The sequence below is a fragment of the Candidatus Pantoea gossypiicola genome, from assembly GCF_008632075.1.
Taxonomy (GTDB): domain Bacteria; phylum Pseudomonadota; class Gammaproteobacteria; order Enterobacterales; family Enterobacteriaceae; genus Pantoea; species Pantoea gossypiicola.
The window spans coordinates 16,346-31,997 of sequence record NZ_VWVM01000003.1 but is presented as its reverse complement, the minus strand read 5'-3'; the positions used below and the strand labels follow the sequence as shown (position 1 = coordinate 31,997).

12 protein-coding genes are annotated in these 15,652 nt (G+C 57.0%); 4 read left to right on the top strand and 8 right to left on the bottom strand.

Annotated features, from left to right (window positions below; all coding sequences use genetic code 11):
- Nucleotides 1-123 precede the first annotated feature (123 nt).
- On the top strand, nucleotides 124-1,119 hold the full coding sequence (gene add / locus F3I20_RS04705) for an adenosine deaminase (RefSeq protein ID WP_033732594.1): 996 nt from the start codon (nucleotides 124-126) through the stop codon (nucleotides 1,117-1,119).
- 373 nt (nucleotides 1,120-1,492) lie between these two features.
- Here the strand turns inward: add and F3I20_RS04700 are convergent, their stop codons facing one another.
- From F3I20_RS04700 to F3I20_RS04680, 5 genes are all read right to left on the bottom strand, one after another.
- Nucleotides 1,493-2,539, bottom strand: coding sequence for an oxidoreductase (locus F3I20_RS04700; RefSeq protein ID WP_150009978.1), 1,047 nt, complete (start codon nucleotides 2,537-2,539; stop codon nucleotides 1,493-1,495).
- 101 nt (nucleotides 2,540-2,640) lie between these two features.
- Nucleotides 2,641-3,558 (bottom strand): arabinose operon transcriptional regulator AraC, encoded by a 918-nt coding sequence (gene araC, locus F3I20_RS04695; protein WP_150037149.1) that lies wholly within the window; start codon nucleotides 3,556-3,558, stop codon nucleotides 2,641-2,643.
- A 76-nt stretch (nucleotides 3,559-3,634) separates the two neighbouring features.
- Nucleotides 3,635-4,618, bottom strand: coding sequence for an L-arabinose ABC transporter permease AraH (araH, locus tag F3I20_RS04690; RefSeq protein WP_013357784.1), 984 nt, complete (start codon nucleotides 4,616-4,618; stop codon nucleotides 3,635-3,637).
- 12 nt (nucleotides 4,619-4,630) lie between these two features.
- On the bottom strand, nucleotides 4,631-6,151 hold the full coding sequence (araG, locus tag F3I20_RS04685) for an L-arabinose ABC transporter ATP-binding protein AraG (protein ID WP_150009974.1): 1,521 nt from the start codon (nucleotides 6,149-6,151) through the stop codon (nucleotides 4,631-4,633).
- Nucleotides 6,152-6,250: 99 nt separating this feature from the next.
- Nucleotides 6,251-7,234, bottom strand: coding sequence for an arabinose ABC transporter substrate-binding protein (locus F3I20_RS04680; protein WP_013357782.1), 984 nt, complete (start codon nucleotides 7,232-7,234; stop codon nucleotides 6,251-6,253).
- 365 nt (nucleotides 7,235-7,599) lie between these two features.
- On the opposite strand from F3I20_RS04680, the gene F3I20_RS04675 reads away from it, so the two are divergent.
- The 3 genes from F3I20_RS04675 to F3I20_RS04665 all read left to right on the top strand — a co-directional run bounded on the left by F3I20_RS04675 (nucleotide 7,600) and on the right by F3I20_RS04665 (nucleotide 12,054).
- Nucleotides 7,600-9,303, top strand: coding sequence for a ribulokinase (locus F3I20_RS04675; RefSeq protein ID WP_150019362.1), 1,704 nt, complete (start codon nucleotides 7,600-7,602; stop codon nucleotides 9,301-9,303).
- A gap of 203 nt (nucleotides 9,304-9,506) precedes the next feature.
- The gene (gene araA, locus F3I20_RS04670; RefSeq protein ID WP_150037150.1) at nucleotides 9,507-11,006 is read left to right on the top strand and encodes an L-arabinose isomerase; all 1,500 of its coding nucleotides are present in this window, start codon (nucleotides 9,507-9,509) and stop codon (nucleotides 11,004-11,006) included.
- Between the two features lie 583 nt (nucleotides 11,007-11,589).
- Nucleotides 11,590-12,054 (top strand): GNAT family N-acetyltransferase, encoded by a 465-nt coding sequence (locus tag F3I20_RS04665; protein WP_150009966.1) that lies wholly within the window; start codon nucleotides 11,590-11,592, stop codon nucleotides 12,052-12,054.
- 46 nt (nucleotides 12,055-12,100) lie between these two features.
- Here F3I20_RS04665 and yjfF read toward each other — a convergent pair whose 3' ends face one another.
- The 3 genes from yjfF to F3I20_RS04650 are packed head-to-tail and all read right to left on the bottom strand — an operon-like array spanning nucleotide 12,101 to nucleotide 15,613.
- Nucleotides 12,101-13,087: a galactofuranose ABC transporter, permease protein YjfF gene (yjfF, locus tag F3I20_RS04660; RefSeq protein WP_150009964.1), complete on the bottom strand. Its 987-nt coding sequence runs from the start codon at nucleotides 13,085-13,087 to the stop codon at nucleotides 12,101-12,103.
- A complete protein-coding gene (gene ytfT / locus F3I20_RS04655; protein ID WP_150037151.1) occupies nucleotides 13,084-14,100 on the bottom strand; it encodes a galactofuranose ABC transporter, ATP-binding protein YtfT in 1,017 nt (338 codons plus the stop codon). Before ytfT ends, yjfF begins: the two co-directional genes overlap by 4 nt.
- Nucleotides 14,093-15,613 carry a sugar ABC transporter ATP-binding protein gene (locus tag F3I20_RS04650; RefSeq protein WP_150037152.1) on the bottom strand — a complete coding sequence of 507 codons (1,521 nt, stop codon included), beginning with the start codon at nucleotides 15,611-15,613 and terminating at the stop codon, nucleotides 14,093-14,095. Before F3I20_RS04650 ends, ytfT begins: the two co-directional genes overlap by 8 nt.
- Nucleotides 15,614-15,652 lie beyond the last annotated feature (39 nt).

The following is a 15,652-nucleotide window of genomic DNA, read 5'->3' as shown; positions in this document are numbered from 1 at the left end:
TTTGCCCGCCGGTTATGGGCAATTAAGCAGCATCCGGTGCGGCTGTTGCGCAAATAACTGGCGTGGTTGCGCAAGATATTTTTATAATGCTCTGCACTTCACCGACAACTCAGCGAGTGCGCCATGATCGATTCTAAAATTCCTCTGACTGATATTCACCGCCACCTTGATGGCAACATTCGTGCACAAACCATTCTCGATTTAGGCCGCCAGTTTAATCTCGCCCTGCCCGCATCAACGCTGGAGACGCTGCGTCCGCATGTACAGGTTGGCCAGAATGAACCTGATCTGGTGAGCTTCCTGCAGAAACTCGACTGGGGCGTGAAAGTGCTGGGCGATCTGGATGCCTGCCGCCGCATTGCGCAGGAAAATGTCGAAGATGCCGCGCGCGCGGGCATTCATTACGCTGAACTGCGTTTTTCGCCCGGTTATATGGCGATGACCCACAACCTGCCCATTGCCGGTGTGGTTGAAGCGGTCATTGACGGCGTACGCGCAGGCCGTCAGCAGCACGATATCGACGTGCGTCTGATTGGTATTATGAGCCGGACCTTTGGCGAAGATGCCTGCCTTGCCGAACTCGAAGGTTTACTGGCTCATCGCGATCACATTACCGCAGTCGATCTGGCGGGTGATGAGCTGGGCTTCCCGGGCAGCGAGTTCCTGAGTCACTTTACCCAGGCGCGCGATGCCGGTTTCCGCGTTACCGTGCATGCGGGCGAAGCGGCTGGCCCGGAGAGCATCTGGCAGGCGATTCGTGAGCTGGGCGCAGAACGTATCGGTCACGGGGTAAAAGCGATTGAAGATCGCGCGCTGATGGATTTCCTGGCGGAGCACCATATTGGTATTGAGTCCTGCCTGACCTCCAACATCCAGACCAGCACCGTGCCTTCACTGGCGCAGCATCCGCTGAAGACCTTCCTTGAGCATGGCATTCTGGCGACCATCAATACCGATGATCCCGCGGTTCAGGGCATTGAACTGGCGCATGAATATCATCATGCCGCACCGGCTGCCGGTCTGAGCGCGGCACAGATCCGTCAGGCGCAGGAAAATGGTCTGACGATTGCCTTCCTCAGCGACGCTGAGAAAGCGGCTATTCGCGCTCGCGTGCAGTAATCTGCCGCATCAGGAATAAAAAACGGGCCAGAAATCCGGCCCGATACTTTGCTGCCAAAACCCAATCCCGGAAGTTCTGACAGCAACGCAAAGGCTTAACGCGCAGGAAACAGGGTCAGAGGAGGAAAGCGTCCCGCGCAAGGGACAAAAACGCCGGGAGCGTTTTTGAACAACGCAACGCGTTGGCCCGGCTACGGGCGCACCTCAGGGATGAGGTGCGTAATCGCGCGGGCCGAGCAAGCCAGGGATGGCGGCTTTTGCGACTTTCCGATCTGACCCTGTTCCCTTCGCTGGCTCGATCTCACCGCTGATTCCGCGAACATTACGGGCCGGATATTCGACCCGTTCTGCTTTTGCATTATACACTCACCAATCAGACGCGCTTCAGCGACATCGTCTGGCGTTTCTCGGCGGATTGCAGACCCAGCTCAATCAGCTCCATCACCTGAATCGCCTCTTCCGCCGTCACCGGATTATTACCGCGTCCGGCAATCGCATCGCGGATGCCCGCATAGTAAGCCGGATAGTTGCCCGGCTGGGTCAGCTGTGTGGTTTCGGTCAGGGAGTCGCCCTCAACCAGCGTCAGCGTACCATCGCGCATGTCATAGCCCCAGTCCTCCTGCGGCGGGAAGTCGCCCGACTTCAGGCGATCTTCCTGCGGATCCAGACCATATTTAACGTAACTGCCGCGCGTGCCGTGGACGGTGTAACGAGCGGATTCTGCCGCCACCAGCATGCTGGCGTGCAGCACGACGCGGCGCTGCGGATAAGTCAGCGTGGCGTGGAAGTAGTCAGTAGTCTGCGCGCCCGGACGCATTTCGGCCAGGTCAACATGGATGGCGACCGGTGGGCCAAACAGCTGAAGCGCCTGGTCCAACAGATGCGGTCCCAGGTCATACCAGATCCCGCTGCCTGCGCCCTTCATTTCACGCCAGCGATTGCGCACTTCCAGACGAAAGCGATCAAAATGCGATTCGAAATAGCGCACTTCACCGAGTGAGCCAGCTTCAAGCAGGGATTTAAGCGTCAGGAAGTCACTGTCCCAGCGGCGGTTATGGAATACCGACAGCAGCAGCCCTTTGGCTTTAGCCAGCGCATCCAGCTCACGTGCCTGTGACAACGTCACGGTAAACGGCTTATCGACCACCACATGTTTACCGGCATTCAGCGCCGCTTTAGCCAGCGGGAAGTGCGTATCGTTGGGGGTAGGAATAACAATCAATTGCAGAGTCGGATCGTCCAGCAACGCCTGAGGATCGGCCACCACCTTCACGGCGGGCCAGTCGGCGTGGACTTTGCTGGCGTCGCTACTGGAAATGGCGGCCAGTTCGACGTCCGGCGTTCCCGCAATCAGCGGGGCATGAAACGTTTTACTGGCAAAGCCGTAGCCGATCAGACCAACACGTAATTTATCGCTCATTTGGATTCCTCTCAGAGCCTGCCTGGCAGGCTCTTAGTTGATAACCTGATTGATTTAAGACTATTAACCAGGTGAGAACAAGGCGGAATCCCCCGAAAAAACTAAGAGATAGCACTTCGCGCCAGGGGCCAGGCTGTCTGCGCCGCCAGGCTGTCGTGCGCATCCTGATTGCGGCGGCGGAAGTCGCTGGGACTGACGCCAACACGCTTGCGAAAGACGCGTGAGAAATAAAGCTGGTCGTCGTAACCCACTTCACGCCCGACCGACGCGATGGGTTCCTGGGTGGTTTGCAGCAGCAGTTTCGCGCGGATAACGCGCTGATCTTCGCGCCAGCGCAGCAGGTTCACCCCCATCTGCTCGCGAAAAAGGTGCGCCAGCCGCGACGGTGACAGACAGACGTGGCGCGCCACCTCTTCAATCCTGACCTCGCTGGCAAGATGATTAGTGACATACTGACAGGCTTCGATGACGCGCGGATCGCGGATTAACTGATGGCTGCGCGGATCTTCTTCAACGGCGCGCAGCAGCAGCCGCTCCAGCAGGTTCATCGCCAGCTCTTCCGCAAAGCGGCGGCCCGAGTTGTGGGTCTGTTCGATACTGGCAAACAATCGGTCGAACTCGCCACGCAGCGATTCCGGCAGCAGCAGTCGTCCTACGCCCTCCTGCTCATCCTGCCAGCGCAGCCAGTCGTGCCAGTAGGCGCGTGGACGGAAATAGACCCAGCGGTGGAACCACTGCGGGCTGTCCGGCGCTCGCCCATAATAGTGCGCGGTTTTTGGCTGAAACAGCAGCATTTCGCCGGGCTCGCAGTCAAATGCCCGCTCGCCGTCGAATACCCGCCCTTTACCTTTGATGGTGAGGTTCAGAATGTAACCTTTCATGCCGTGTGGGCGATCGATAAAGAAATCGAGCGGGCCATCAGCGGTGATGGGCGTCAGCCCCGCCACCAGCCAGGCATTGAATGAATAGCCCGGCAACAAGGGGTTTTGCTGCCCGGCCGGTAATTCGCGGTGATACATAGCGTCCTCACTCAGTCTGTTATTGTTCAGATAGCCCGCAGAGGCGTCAGCGTCTGCGGGCCAACGGCTCGCGCAATCAGGCTTTTTTCTGTTTGTAACGGTCAAATATCACCGCAGCTAACAGTATCAGACCGCGCACCACATACTGTGAGAATGGCGAGATATTCAATAAATTCATCGCATTCTCGACGGTGCCGAGAATTAACACCCCTGCCACCACGTAGGAGATCTTGCCGATGCCGCCCTTCAGTGACACGCCGCCCAGTACGCAGGCAGAAATCACCACCAGCTCATAGCCGATGGAGGTCATGGGCTGACCGCTGGTCATACGCGACGCCAGAATGATGCCTGCCGCCGCCGACACCAGGCCGGAAAGAATGAAGATGATGATACGGGTTCGCACCACCGGCACACCGGCCAGTCGTGCGGCCTCTTCATTGCCGCCAATCGCCAGGGTATTACGGCCAAAGGTGGTTTTGTTAAGCAGGAAGCCGAAGATCAGCATGGTCGCCAGCGTCAGCCAGATGGGTGCAGGCACGCCAAGCCAGTTGGCAAAGCCCAGTTCAAAGAAGCGCTCATCTTCAATCCCGACCGCTTTACCGTCAGAGAAGATATAGGCCAGGCCGCGCACGATCTGCATGGTCGCCAGCGTGGTGATCAGCGCATTGATCTTGAGTCGGGCAATCACAAAGCCGTTGATAAAGCCGGTGATCATACCCAGCACCAGACCGGCTGCCACGCCAATCCACAGGCTTTCGGTCATGTTAATCACCACGGCGGTCACCACACCCGCACAGGCGATAACCGAGGCGACCGACAGGTCGAAATCCCCGGAGGCCAGACAGAACAGCATGCCGCAGGCGACCATGCCGGACATCGACATCGCCAGCCCTAAGCCTTTCATATTGATAAACGAGCCGAAGTTCGGCACAAAAATCGCACAGACAATAAACAGCAGTGCAAAGACAACCAGCATGCCGAAGTTGTCCCAGATGCGACCTAACTGCAGGCCGCCGCGTGAAGCAGGCTGCGGCGTATTTGAGGTCGTGGATGAAGCCATGATGATCTCCTGTCAGGCCACGGCGGCCGCTTGAGTGGTTTTGGGCATCGCCAGGCTCAGCGTCTGCTGCTCCGTGGCGTCGTCGTGCAGCAGTTCACCGGCAATGGCACCTTCACGCATCACCACGATGCGATCGGCCAGGCCCATCACTTCCGGTAAATCGCTGGAGGCGAACAGCACCGCAATGCCCCGGTTTGCCAGCTGATAAATCAGGTTATAAATTTCATGTTTGGCACCGACATCGATACCGCGCGTTGGCTCATCCAGCAGGATCACTTTCATATCTTCGGAGAGCCAGCGTCCCAGAATCGCCTTCTGTTGGTTACCGCCGGAGAGGTTCATGATCAGCTGATCGGCGCTGGGCGTTTTGATGTTCAGCGAGCGGATATGGCTGTCGGCGTTTTTGTTTTCCCAGCCGTTTTTAATCAGGCACCCGGCGGTAAGATTATGACGACGGGCGCTGATGTTGATGTTGTCGCGCACCGAGTGCACGGGAATAATGCCTTCGGCTTTGCGGTCTTCCGGGCAGAGCATGATGCCCGCACGAATAGCATCGATGGGTTCACGCAGCGGCAGCGGTTTGCCGTCCAGGATCACCTGACCGCCACGCAGCCGCGTGCCACCAAATAATCCTTTCAGCAGTTCACTGCGTCCGGCTCCGACCAGGCCAAACAGCCCGACGATTTCACCAGCATGAACTTTCAGCGAAATCGGCGTCCGCACGCCCTTCGCTTCAACCTTGTCCAGCTCCAGCCGCACGTCGCCTTTGGCTCGCGGTGAGTAGCCATAAATATCACCCAGGTTACGTCCCACCATCGCCTGCACCAGATCGTCATGATGAGTGTTGGCCATATCAGTAAAGGTTCGCACGTAGCGACCATCTTTGAAGACGGTGATGGCATCGCTGAGGGCAAAGATCTCCTCCATGCGGTGAGAAACGTAGAGCACCACCCGGCCCTCCTCGCGGAGCTGGCGGATGACGCGGAACAGGTTGTCGATTTCTCGCGCCGACAGGGAGCTGGTTGGCTCATCAAAGGCGATAATGCGCGCGTTGCGCGCCAGCGCTTTGGCAATCTCAACCATCTGCCACTGTCCCAGCGACAGGTATTTCAGCGGCATATCAGGATCGATATCCATGCCGAGATTTTTCAGCTGCACGCCCGCCTCAAAGCGCATCAGCTTACGATTGACCAGCCCGTGCTTGTGCGGAATCTGACCGAGATAGATGTTCTCCGCCACGCTCATTTCCGGTACCAGATGCAGTTCCTGGTAAATAATGGCGACGCCCGCGTCAAGCGCATCTGTGGTGCGCTGAAAGCTCATCGGCTTGCCTTTAATACGAATCTCACCGCCGCTCGGCTGATAACTGCCGCTGAGTATTTTTAACAGCGTCGATTTGCCTGCGCCGTTTTCGCCCATCAACGCATGGACTTCACCGCCCCGGCAGTCGAAGGAGATATCCTGCAACGCTTTCACGCCAGGAAAGGTTTTACTGATGCCATGAAACGACAGAAATGCTGAATCAGTGTTCATGTTGATCCTCACTCTTTCGCGCCACCGGCCTGTCAGGGCGGGCGGCGCGAAATCGGCTATTAAGGATGCCAGGCTGCGGACAGCCCGACAGGCTCAGAGTTACATCAGTCCTTTTTTCGCCAGCTCAGTTTTGAAGTTGTCACGGGTGATCAGCACCACATCGGTGACTTCGGTGAATTTCGGTGGCTCTTCACCTTTGCTGACCCAGTTGTAGAGCATCTGGCTGCTTTTGTAGCCGTGGATATCCGGGCTTGGCAGCAGCGAACCGTAGAAGCCGGTCGCCTTGTCTTTCGACAGTTCACTGATGGCATCCACGCCGTTGATACCGATACCGATGACGTCAGCCGCTTTAAAGCCCTGACCTTCGGTGGCACGCACGCCGCCCAGCACGGTATTGTCGTTCATGCCGACAACCAGCCAGTGTTTAACTTCAGGATGCTGAACCAGCAGGGAGTTACCGGCGTCAAACGCGCCTGGGATATCGTTAGATTTGGTTGGCACCTGGTAGATCTGCGCTGCCGGGAAGCCTGCAGCTTTGATCGCGTCCATTGAGCCGCCGGTACGACGACGTGCGGTATCAAGTTCATTCGCGGTAATCGCCATCACGCCGGTGGTTTTCACATCCCAGCCGCGTTTCTGCATCTCTTTATAGAGTTCCTGGCCCTGGCGCTCACCAATTTTGGTGGCCGCCATCATCACCAGCGGCACGGTGTCCATTGGCTTGCCTTTGGCAGTCACGAACTGGTCATCCACGGCGATGACTTTCAGACCGTAGCCACGTGCTTTCGCCATGATGGCCGAGCCGAGTTTCGGATCGGGGGTACAGATAACAAAACCTTTCGCGCCATTCGCCGCCAGGCTGTCGATGGCATTCAGGGTTTTTTCACCATCCGGCACGGCAATTTTGATGACATCAAAGCCAAGATCTTTGCCCGCTTTGTCGGCGAATTTCCATTCAGTCTGGAACCAGGGTTCCTCGGGTTGCTTGACCAAAAAACCCAGCTTCATGGTCTCGGCGATAGCGGATTGTGACATAACCGCTGCCAGGCCGATGGCCGCGAATGCTTTAGTGAATTTATGCATGATGCTCTCCGGTACCAGGTTATTTTTCGCTGCTCATAACGAATCGGTGTAAGCGCTACCAGTTGGTCTTGTTTTGAGGGTACAGCCATAAATCAGTGCGTTAGGTTGCTATGTGTTGTCAGCCTGTCCAGACGCTGGGCTAGTTTTAGCGGTATTAGCGGAGAAAAATGTAGAGCGGTATCACATCTTAAAATCACGACAAAATGATCCATATATTCAGCAAATTTAACCGGAGATTAACTTTTGCAATGGATCACAAAATCACTGCCGATGGCAGGAAAGTGCATATTGTCAGCCAGTCATGACTAACTGATTTGGCGCGCCGAACCCAGGATACAGGAGTTAACTAACGACAGGAGATTCCGATGCGTGCTGGAGCCATCACCCTTGGGCTGGACTTTGGTAGTGATTCGGTGCGTGCGCTGGCCGTAGATTGTCATCGCGGCAAAGAGCTGCAGAGTGCGGTGTGCAGCTATCCGCGCTGGCAGCAGGGCTTATACAGCGATCCGCACACTAACCGTTTTCGTCACCATCCACAGGATTACATCGACGCGATGGAGCAGGCGCTGCTCGGCGTGCTGAATGCACTGAGCGACGATCAACGCGCCGCCGTGGTCGGCATTGGCGTTGACAGCACCGGCTCAACCCCGGCGCCAATTGACCGCGACGGCAACGTGCTGGCGCTGCGCCCGGAGTTCGCGGAGAACCCCAACGCGATGTTTGTGTTGTGGAAAGATCACACGGCGATAGAAGAAGCAGAAGAGATCAATCAGCTGTGTCACAGCGGCCGCTTCCAGGATTACAGCCGCTATATCGGCGGCATTTACTCCTCGGAGTGGTTCTGGGCGAAGATTCTGCACGTGTCGCGTGAAGATGCGGCAGTGCGTGAGGCCGCGGTCTCCTGGGTCGAGCTGTGCGATTGGATACCTGCCCTGTTAAGCGGCACGACCGCGCCAGATAAGCTGCGCCGTGGTCGCTGTGCGGCCGGGCATAAAGCGCTGTGGCACGGCGACTGGAACGGCCTGCCCGATGTTGATTTCCTTAATGCACTCGACCCGCTGTTAACCCAGCAGCTCGACTCGCCGCTGTTCAGGGATACCTGGACCGCCGATCTGCCGGTTGGCACGCTCAGCCCGGAGTGGGCACAGCGTCTGGGCCTGACGCAAACCGTCACGCTCTCCGGTGGCGCGTTTGACTGCCATATGGGCGCAGTCGGTGGCGGAGCTAAACCCTATACCCTGGTGAAAGTGATCGGCACATCCACCTGCGACATCCTGATTGCTGACGCAGATAAAGTCGGCGATCGCGATATCAAAGGCATCTGTGGTCAGGTCGATGGCAGCGTCATGCCAGGTGCTATCGGACTGGAGGCGGGTCAGTCTGCCTTTGGTGATATCTACGCCTGGTTCAGCCGTTTACTGGGCTGGCCGTTACAGCTGGCGGCGCAGCAGCATCCTGAGCTGAAGCCTCAGCTGGCGGAGATGCAAAAGAATCTGATTAAAGATCTGACCGAGGCCTGGGCTGCCAATCCGCAACTCGACCATCTGCCGGTGGTGCTGGACTGGTTTAACGGTCGGCGCACGCCAAACGCCAATCAGCGGCTGAAAGGGGTGATTACTGACCTGAATCTGGGCACCGATGCCCCCGCGCTGTTTGGTGGTCTGGTCGCGGCAACCGCGTTTGGCGCACGCGCCATCATGGAGTGCTTCGAGCAGCAGCAGATCCCGGTAGAGAGCATTCTGACACTCGGTGGCATCGCGCGGAAATCCCCGGCAATTATGCAGACCTGCTGCGATGTGATGAACCGGCCACTGGATATCGTCGCTTCTGACGAGTGCTGTGCGCTGGGTGCAGCCATTTTCGCCGCCGTCGCCGCCGGCGTTCACGCCAGCGTCCCGGATGCACAGCAGGTCATGGCCAGTCCGATTGCCGTGACGCTGCAGCCTGATCCGGCGCGCGTCGCCCGCTATCAACAACTTTATCAACGCTATCAACAATGGTGCGTGACGGCAGAACCGCAATACGCCGCCCGCCCCGCTTCCGCTACGCGCCTGGCCCAACAGGCGTAATTGTTGCAGGCAGTCTGGACACGGACAGCGCGGAACAAGCAGGCGTACACGGAGTACGTGAGGATTACTCGCGGTGCTCGGTCCTTCAGGGTCGCACTTCAGGGCGTTCGGGTTGCTAAAGCAGCCTGTGTGAGCACTGCCCGGGTTCAGACTGACAAATAAATTAGCCCACTAAGGTCGGCTCAAAGTAAAGGAGTGGTTTTATGGAACAGTCAAACAACTACAGCGTGTGGTTTGTCATCGGCACGCAGCACCTCTACGGGCCGGAGACGTTACGCCAGGTTGAACAGAATGCACGTCAGGTCGTCGAAGGGTTGAATCAGGCCGGCTTACCCGTGCATCTGGAGTTGAAACCGCTGGTGAAGTCACCGGATGAAGCCCTGGCCCTGTGCCGCGACGCCAACTATGACAAGCAGTGCGTCGGGATCATTACCTGGCTGCACACCTTTTCTCCGGCCAAAATGTGGATTGGCGGTCTGAGCGTGCTGAATAAGCCGCTGCTGCAATTCCATACCCAGTTCAATGCGGAGATCCCATGGGACAGCATGGACATGGACTTTATGAACCTGAACCAGACCGCGCACGGCGGCCGTGAGTTCGGTTTCATCGGGGCGCGCATGGGCCTCCAGCACAGCGTGGTGACCGGTCACTGGAAAGACAGCGCCAGTCAGCAGCGTCTGGGGAACTGGATGCGTGCAGCGCTGGCAAAACAGGCCAGCCAGCAGCTGAAAGTCGCCCGTTTTGGCGACAACATGCGTGAAGTGGCCGTGACCGAAGGTGATAAGGTTGCCGCACAGATTCAGTTCGGCTATTCAGTGAATGGCTGGGGCGTGGGCGATCTGGTTGAGGTGATCAATGGCGTCAGCGATGGCGACGTGAATGCACTGATCGACGAATATGAAAGCCTGTATCGCTTTACCGATGTTGCTTCATCTGGCGGCGAAAAACGTCAGAACGTGCTGGATGCCGCGCGCATCGAGCTGGGCCTGAAGCGTTTCCTGGACGCGGAAGGCTGCCACGCCTTTACCACTAACTTCCAGACGCTGCACGGCATGACGCAGTTGCCCGGTCTGGCGGTTCAGCGTCTGATGGGTCAGGGTTATGGTTTCGCCGGCGAAGGTGACTGGAAGACCGCTGCGCTGCTGCGCATTTTCAAAGTGCTGGCTGGCGACCGTAAAGGTGGTACTTCATTTATGGAGGATTACACCTATCACTTTTCACCGGGCAACGATCTGGTGCTTGGCTCACACATGCTGGAAGTCTGTCCGTCGATCGCCATTGAAGAGAAACCGTTGATTGATGTGCAGTTCCTCGGCATTGGCGATAAAGCCGACCCGGCGCGGATGATTTTCTCCACGCCAGCGGGCCGTGCGGTTAACGCCAGCGTAATCGATATGGGTGACCGTTTCCGTCTGCTGGTTAACGTGGTAGATGCTATCGAGCAGCCGAAACCGCTGCCGAAGTTGCCGGTTGCCCGCGCACTGTGGAAAGCGCAGCCTTCACTGGCGACCGCTTCCGAAGCGTGGATTCTGGGCGGCGGTGCGCACCATACGGTGTTCAGTCAGGCGCTGACGCTCGACGATATGTATCTGTACGGTGAGATGAACGATATCGAAGTGCTGGTGATTGATGAGCACACCACCTTGCCTGCGTTTAAAGACGCGCTGCGCTGGAATGAAGCTTATTACCGGTTAAAACGTTAATTAGCGATCATTGGCACTTTAGGACTCTTTAAAAGATAGTTTCAGGAAAGGCAAAGCGCCGTTTGGTTGAGAATCAGTGCAATTCAGTCGGAAATGGCGGGCGTTGCGTAAAGACGCCGTAAATACATCCCTGTAGGCTCTGCCGCCGCATCCATGCGGCGGACGCTTTACTCCACTGCCCGCCATCCCCTCCTTAATTTTGCATTTTTGCGAATATTCAAAAGCTCAGCATGTAATAAAAGCCCCTACTGCGAAAGTCCCATTTCGCTGCAACTGTGCACTCCACTCTTTCAATTTCGCACTGCCTTTTACAGCAATGATTAAGCCCAATCGGGAAGGAATGGTATGCCTGAAGAGCAAAGCGTCCGCGCCAGGGATGGCGCGGCCGATCCGCATGGATGCGGGAATTCTTTGCGATCAGGCATACCATTCCTGACCTTGCACCCAAATCCCATAGCGATTGTTTTTACGGACATACAAAAGAGCGTTTTAGTCTTTGCTATAACCCTACTCTTTCATCATCTTGAACTTTCCTCCATCAGCCTGTATTGCTACATACCTGATAAAACAAGGTGAAAGCGCCATGCAAATTGCCGATCTGAACCAGCATCCTGACTACGCCTCACAAACCGCACAACTGCTGCACACCGAATGGTCACATCTTCCTGCATGGTCGCATCAGCCCACTATACTTACGCGTTTAACTAAACGGAATCAGACCGCCTGGGCAGAATTTACCCTCGTCGCCACATCGGACGGCGAAACGGTTATCGCGACCTGTAGCGTCATCCGTTATGAACTGGACGACATCGCGGCACGGGAATACTGGATTGGCGAAGTGGTGACGGATAAGAAATTCCGGGGCCAGGGCGTGGCGAAAGCCTTGATCCAGCGGGCGATTGCCCGGGCAAAACACCAGCAGATTGGCGAGCTCTGGCTCTATACACCCGATCAACAGGCATACTATCAGCGTTCAGGATGGCGGGTGGTCGAACAGCGGCACATAGCGGGTGAAGACGTCACGGTGATGGTGTTGCATCTGGCGTAGTAAAAGGCGGCTCCTGAGAGCCGCCTTTATCCAGGATACTCAGTACTCAGGTAGGGATGCGTTTAACCGGCGCGTTCTGCTGACGATCCCAGATTACCGTCAGCAACCGCTGCAACGCGATAAACGCAAACAGCAGGACCCCGATGGCGATCTTGGTCCACCACGAACTCAGCGTGCCGTCGAAATTAATCCAGGTCTGGATCAGCCCCTGAATCAGCACACCAAACAGCGTGCCCAGCACCGTCCCCACACCACCCGACAGCAGCGTGCCGCCGATCACCACCGACGCAATTGCATCCAGCTCCACACCCAACCCGGCCAGCGCATAACCTGCCGAGGTATAGATCGAGAACACGATGCCCGCCAGCGTCGCCAGCGTGGTGGAAAGCATATAAATCTTAATGGTGGTGGCTCGGGTTGAAACCCCCATCAACTGAGCCGACGTCATATTGCCGCCGATGGCGTAAACCCGGTTACCAAACCGCGTGCGGTGCGCCAGAATAATCCCGCCCAACACCACCACCAGCATAATCACCGCCAGCAGACTAAGACGCCCTCCGCCCGGCACTTTCCACGCCAGGCTGGACAGCAGGGTGTAAAACGGATGATCGATGGGAATCGAATTCTCGGACACCAGATAAGAACAGCCGCGCAGGAAAAACATCCCCGCCAGCGTAATAATAAAGGCCGGGATCTTCAGGGCATCAATCAGCCAGCCCATCATGGCACCGAACAGCGCACCCAGTGACAGAATCAGTGCAAACGCCAGCAACGGATCGATATGAAAATCACCAATTGCCCGCGCCAGAAAAACGCCGGTAAAGGCGATCACCGCGCCGACAGACAGATCGATACCACCCGACAAAATCACAAAGGTCATGCCGACGGCGATAATCCCGAGGAAGGCGTTATCGGTCAGGATATTGCAGATGACCCGGGTTGAAGCAAAGCCCGGGAACTGACTCAGACAAAACAGGTAACCCGCCACAAACACCAGCAAGGTGATCATCAGCGGAAGATGACGTTTAATCATGTCGGGCGTCTCCGTTTCAACATCGCAATAAACCGCGGTGACTGCAGCAACAGCACACACATCACCACCACCGCTTTCACCACCTGATTCAGCTCCGGCGGGAAGCCGGAGAGCAGAATCCCGGTATTCATCGACTGAATAATCAGCGCGCCAATCAGCGACAACACCAGATTAAAGCGGCCACCCATCAGCGATGCGCCACCAATCACCACGGCGAGAATCGCATCCAGCTCCAGCCACAAACCGGCGTTATTGGCATCCGCCCCGCGAATATCCGCCGTGACAATCAGACCCGCAACGGCGGCACAGACGCCACTGATCGCATAAGTCGACATCACCACCAGCCAGCCGGTCACGCCCGCGTTGCGGGCCGCGCGCAGATTAATCCCCACGGCTTCGATAAACAGACCCAGCGCGGTCTTGCGCGTCAGCAGCCAGACGGCCAGCGCCACCACCAGCGTGATCCAGACCGGCACCGGTAACATCCACAGCGAGCCGTTACCAAACCAGCCGAGACTGTCACTGTCGAACGTCACAATCTGCCCCTGCGTAATCAGCTGAGCGATACCGCGCCCGGCGACCATCAGAATCAGCGTGGCAACAAATGGCTGAATACGCAGCAGCGCCACCAGCACCCCATTCCATAACCCACAGGCTAAACCGGTTCCCAGCGTGCAGAGAATAATAAACGGCACACCGTGTCCGGCGACGGTCAGTGTGGCGGCAGTCGCGCCCGCTATCGCCATCACCGCCCCGACGGAAAGATCGATGCCGCCGGTGGCAATCACCAGCGTCATGCCAATTGCCAGCAGGGCAACCGGGGCCGCACGGTTAAGAATATCGATCGGGCTGCCGAACAGACGGCCATCCTGCAGGTGTACGGCAAAAAAGTTATTGGCTACCAGACTGTCGATCAGCAGCACCAGCATCAGCGCGGCGATTTGCGGCATCCCTGGCGGGAACTTCAGCTTACGACGTGGCATTTTTTCAGTTGTCATAGAGGAATCAGGCATGTTTTGCCCCTCCGTCAGCGATAGCATTGACGATCGACGCCACCGAAAGCTGCTCCAGCGGAATTTCGGCCACCTGCTTCAGATCGCGCATGATCAACACCCGATCGGCATAACCGACCAGCTCTTCGAGTTCAGAGGAGATCACCAGCAGCGCCAGACCATCGGCGCAAAGGGATTCAATTAAACGGATAATCTCGGCGTGTGCGCCTACATCAATGCCGCGCGTCGGTTCGTCGAGAATCAAAAACTGCGGTTTAGTCACCAGCCAGCGCGACAACAGCACCTTCTGCTGGTTGCCGCCCGATAACAGTTCCACCGGCTGCTCTGCGTGCGGCGTGCGAATGCCCAGACTCTTAATAAAACGATCGGCAATCACCTGCTGCTCGCGCTTCTTAATCGGCCTTAACCAGCCGCGCTGCGCCTGCAACGCCAGAATAATATTTTCGCGAACAGAGGCTGCGCCAATAATCCCGTCCGTCTTCCGATCCTCCGGGCAAAAACCCATGCCGAGCTGCGAGGCTATCGCCGGGTTGGTAATCTTCTGCACTTTGCCTTTGATCTTCGCGGTCCCGCGATCGGCCCGACGAATACCAAACAGCACTTCAGCGGTCTCTGTGCGGCCAGAACCTAACAGACCAGCAAGTCCCACAACCTCACCGGGACGCACCGCCAGGTTAAAGGGTTCGATGGTGCCCTTCCTGCCGTAATCTTCAAACGACACCACTGGCTGATTACTGCGCAGCGTGCTGCCCTGACGCTGTAATGCCGTCTCCAGCAGTTCACGACCCAGCATCAGCTTAATCAGTTCAATCTGCGACAGCGTGGCGGTATCACGGGTGGCGATAAACTGCCCGTTACGCAGCACGGTAATCCGGTCAGTAATGCGGTACACCTGGTCGAGAAAGTGGGTCACAAAAATCAGGCTCATCCCTTTGGCTTTTAACTGCGCCATCAGGGTAAACAGCATTTCGACTTCGCTGGCATCCAGGCTGGCTGTCGGCTCATCGAGGATCAGCACCTGTGCCGAAAGATCCACCGCGCGGCAGATGGCAACAATCTGCTGCATCGCCACCGAGTAGTGTCCCAGCGGGCGCGTCACATCGAGCGAAAAACCGTAGTTCCGCATCAGCGCATCGGCATCACGCACCATGCGGCGACGGTCGATCATGCCAAAGCGACGCGGCTCACGACCAATATAGAGGTTATCTGCCACCGACATGTTCGGCAGCATATTCACTTCCTGATAAACGGTGCCGATGCCCATCTCCTGCGCCTGCGCGGTGTTATGCGGGGTAATCGGCTCACCATTGAGGTTAATCGTCCCGGTATCACGGCTGTAAACACCGGTCAGTACCTTTATCAGGGTCGATTTCCCCGCACCGTTTTCCCCCAGCAGCGCCATGATCTCCCCTTTGCGAATATCAAAGGAAACATTACTCAGCGCTTTAACGCCGGGAAACCCTTTGCTGACGCCGCTGATGGATAACAGCGGTGTATCATTTTGCGTCGTCATTCTGCTCACTCCGCCTTACGTCATGAAAAACCGCCCCGA

Bases quoted from the DNA above. Each gene is read 5' to 3' on its own strand.
- add (WP_033732594.1), top strand. From the start codon at position 124: ATGATCGATTCTAAAATTCCTCTGACTGATATTCACCGCCACCTTGAT.
- F3I20_RS04700 (WP_150009978.1), bottom strand. From the start codon at position 2,539: ATGAGCGATAAATTACGTGTTGGTCTGATCGGCTACGGCTTTGCCAGT.
- araC (WP_150037149.1), bottom strand. From the start codon at position 3,558: ATGTATCACCGCGAATTACCGGCCGGGCAGCAAAACCCCTTGTTGCCG.
- araH (WP_013357784.1), bottom strand. From the start codon at position 4,618: ATGGCTTCATCCACGACCTCAAATACGCCGCAGCCTGCTTCACGCGGC.
- araG (WP_150009974.1), bottom strand. From the start codon at position 6,151: ATGAACACTGATTCAGCATTTCTGTCGTTTCATGGCATCAGTAAAACC.
- F3I20_RS04680 (WP_013357782.1), bottom strand. From the start codon at position 7,234: ATGCATAAATTCACTAAAGCATTCGCGGCCATCGGCCTGGCAGCGGTT.
- F3I20_RS04675 (WP_150019362.1), top strand. From the start codon at position 7,600: ATGCGTGCTGGAGCCATCACCCTTGGGCTGGACTTTGGTAGTGATTCG.
- araA (WP_150037150.1), top strand. From the start codon at position 9,507: ATGGAACAGTCAAACAACTACAGCGTGTGGTTTGTCATCGGCACGCAG.
- F3I20_RS04665 (WP_150009966.1), top strand. From the start codon at position 11,590: ATGCAAATTGCCGATCTGAACCAGCATCCTGACTACGCCTCACAAACC.
- yjfF (WP_150009964.1), bottom strand. From the start codon at position 13,087: ATGATTAAACGTCATCTTCCGCTGATGATCACCTTGCTGGTGTTTGTG.
- ytfT (WP_150037151.1), bottom strand. From the start codon at position 14,100: ATGCCTGATTCCTCTATGACAACTGAAAAAATGCCACGTCGTAAGCTG.
- F3I20_RS04650 (WP_150037152.1), bottom strand. From the start codon at position 15,613: ATGACGACGCAAAATGATACACCGCTGTTATCCATCAGCGGCGTCAGC.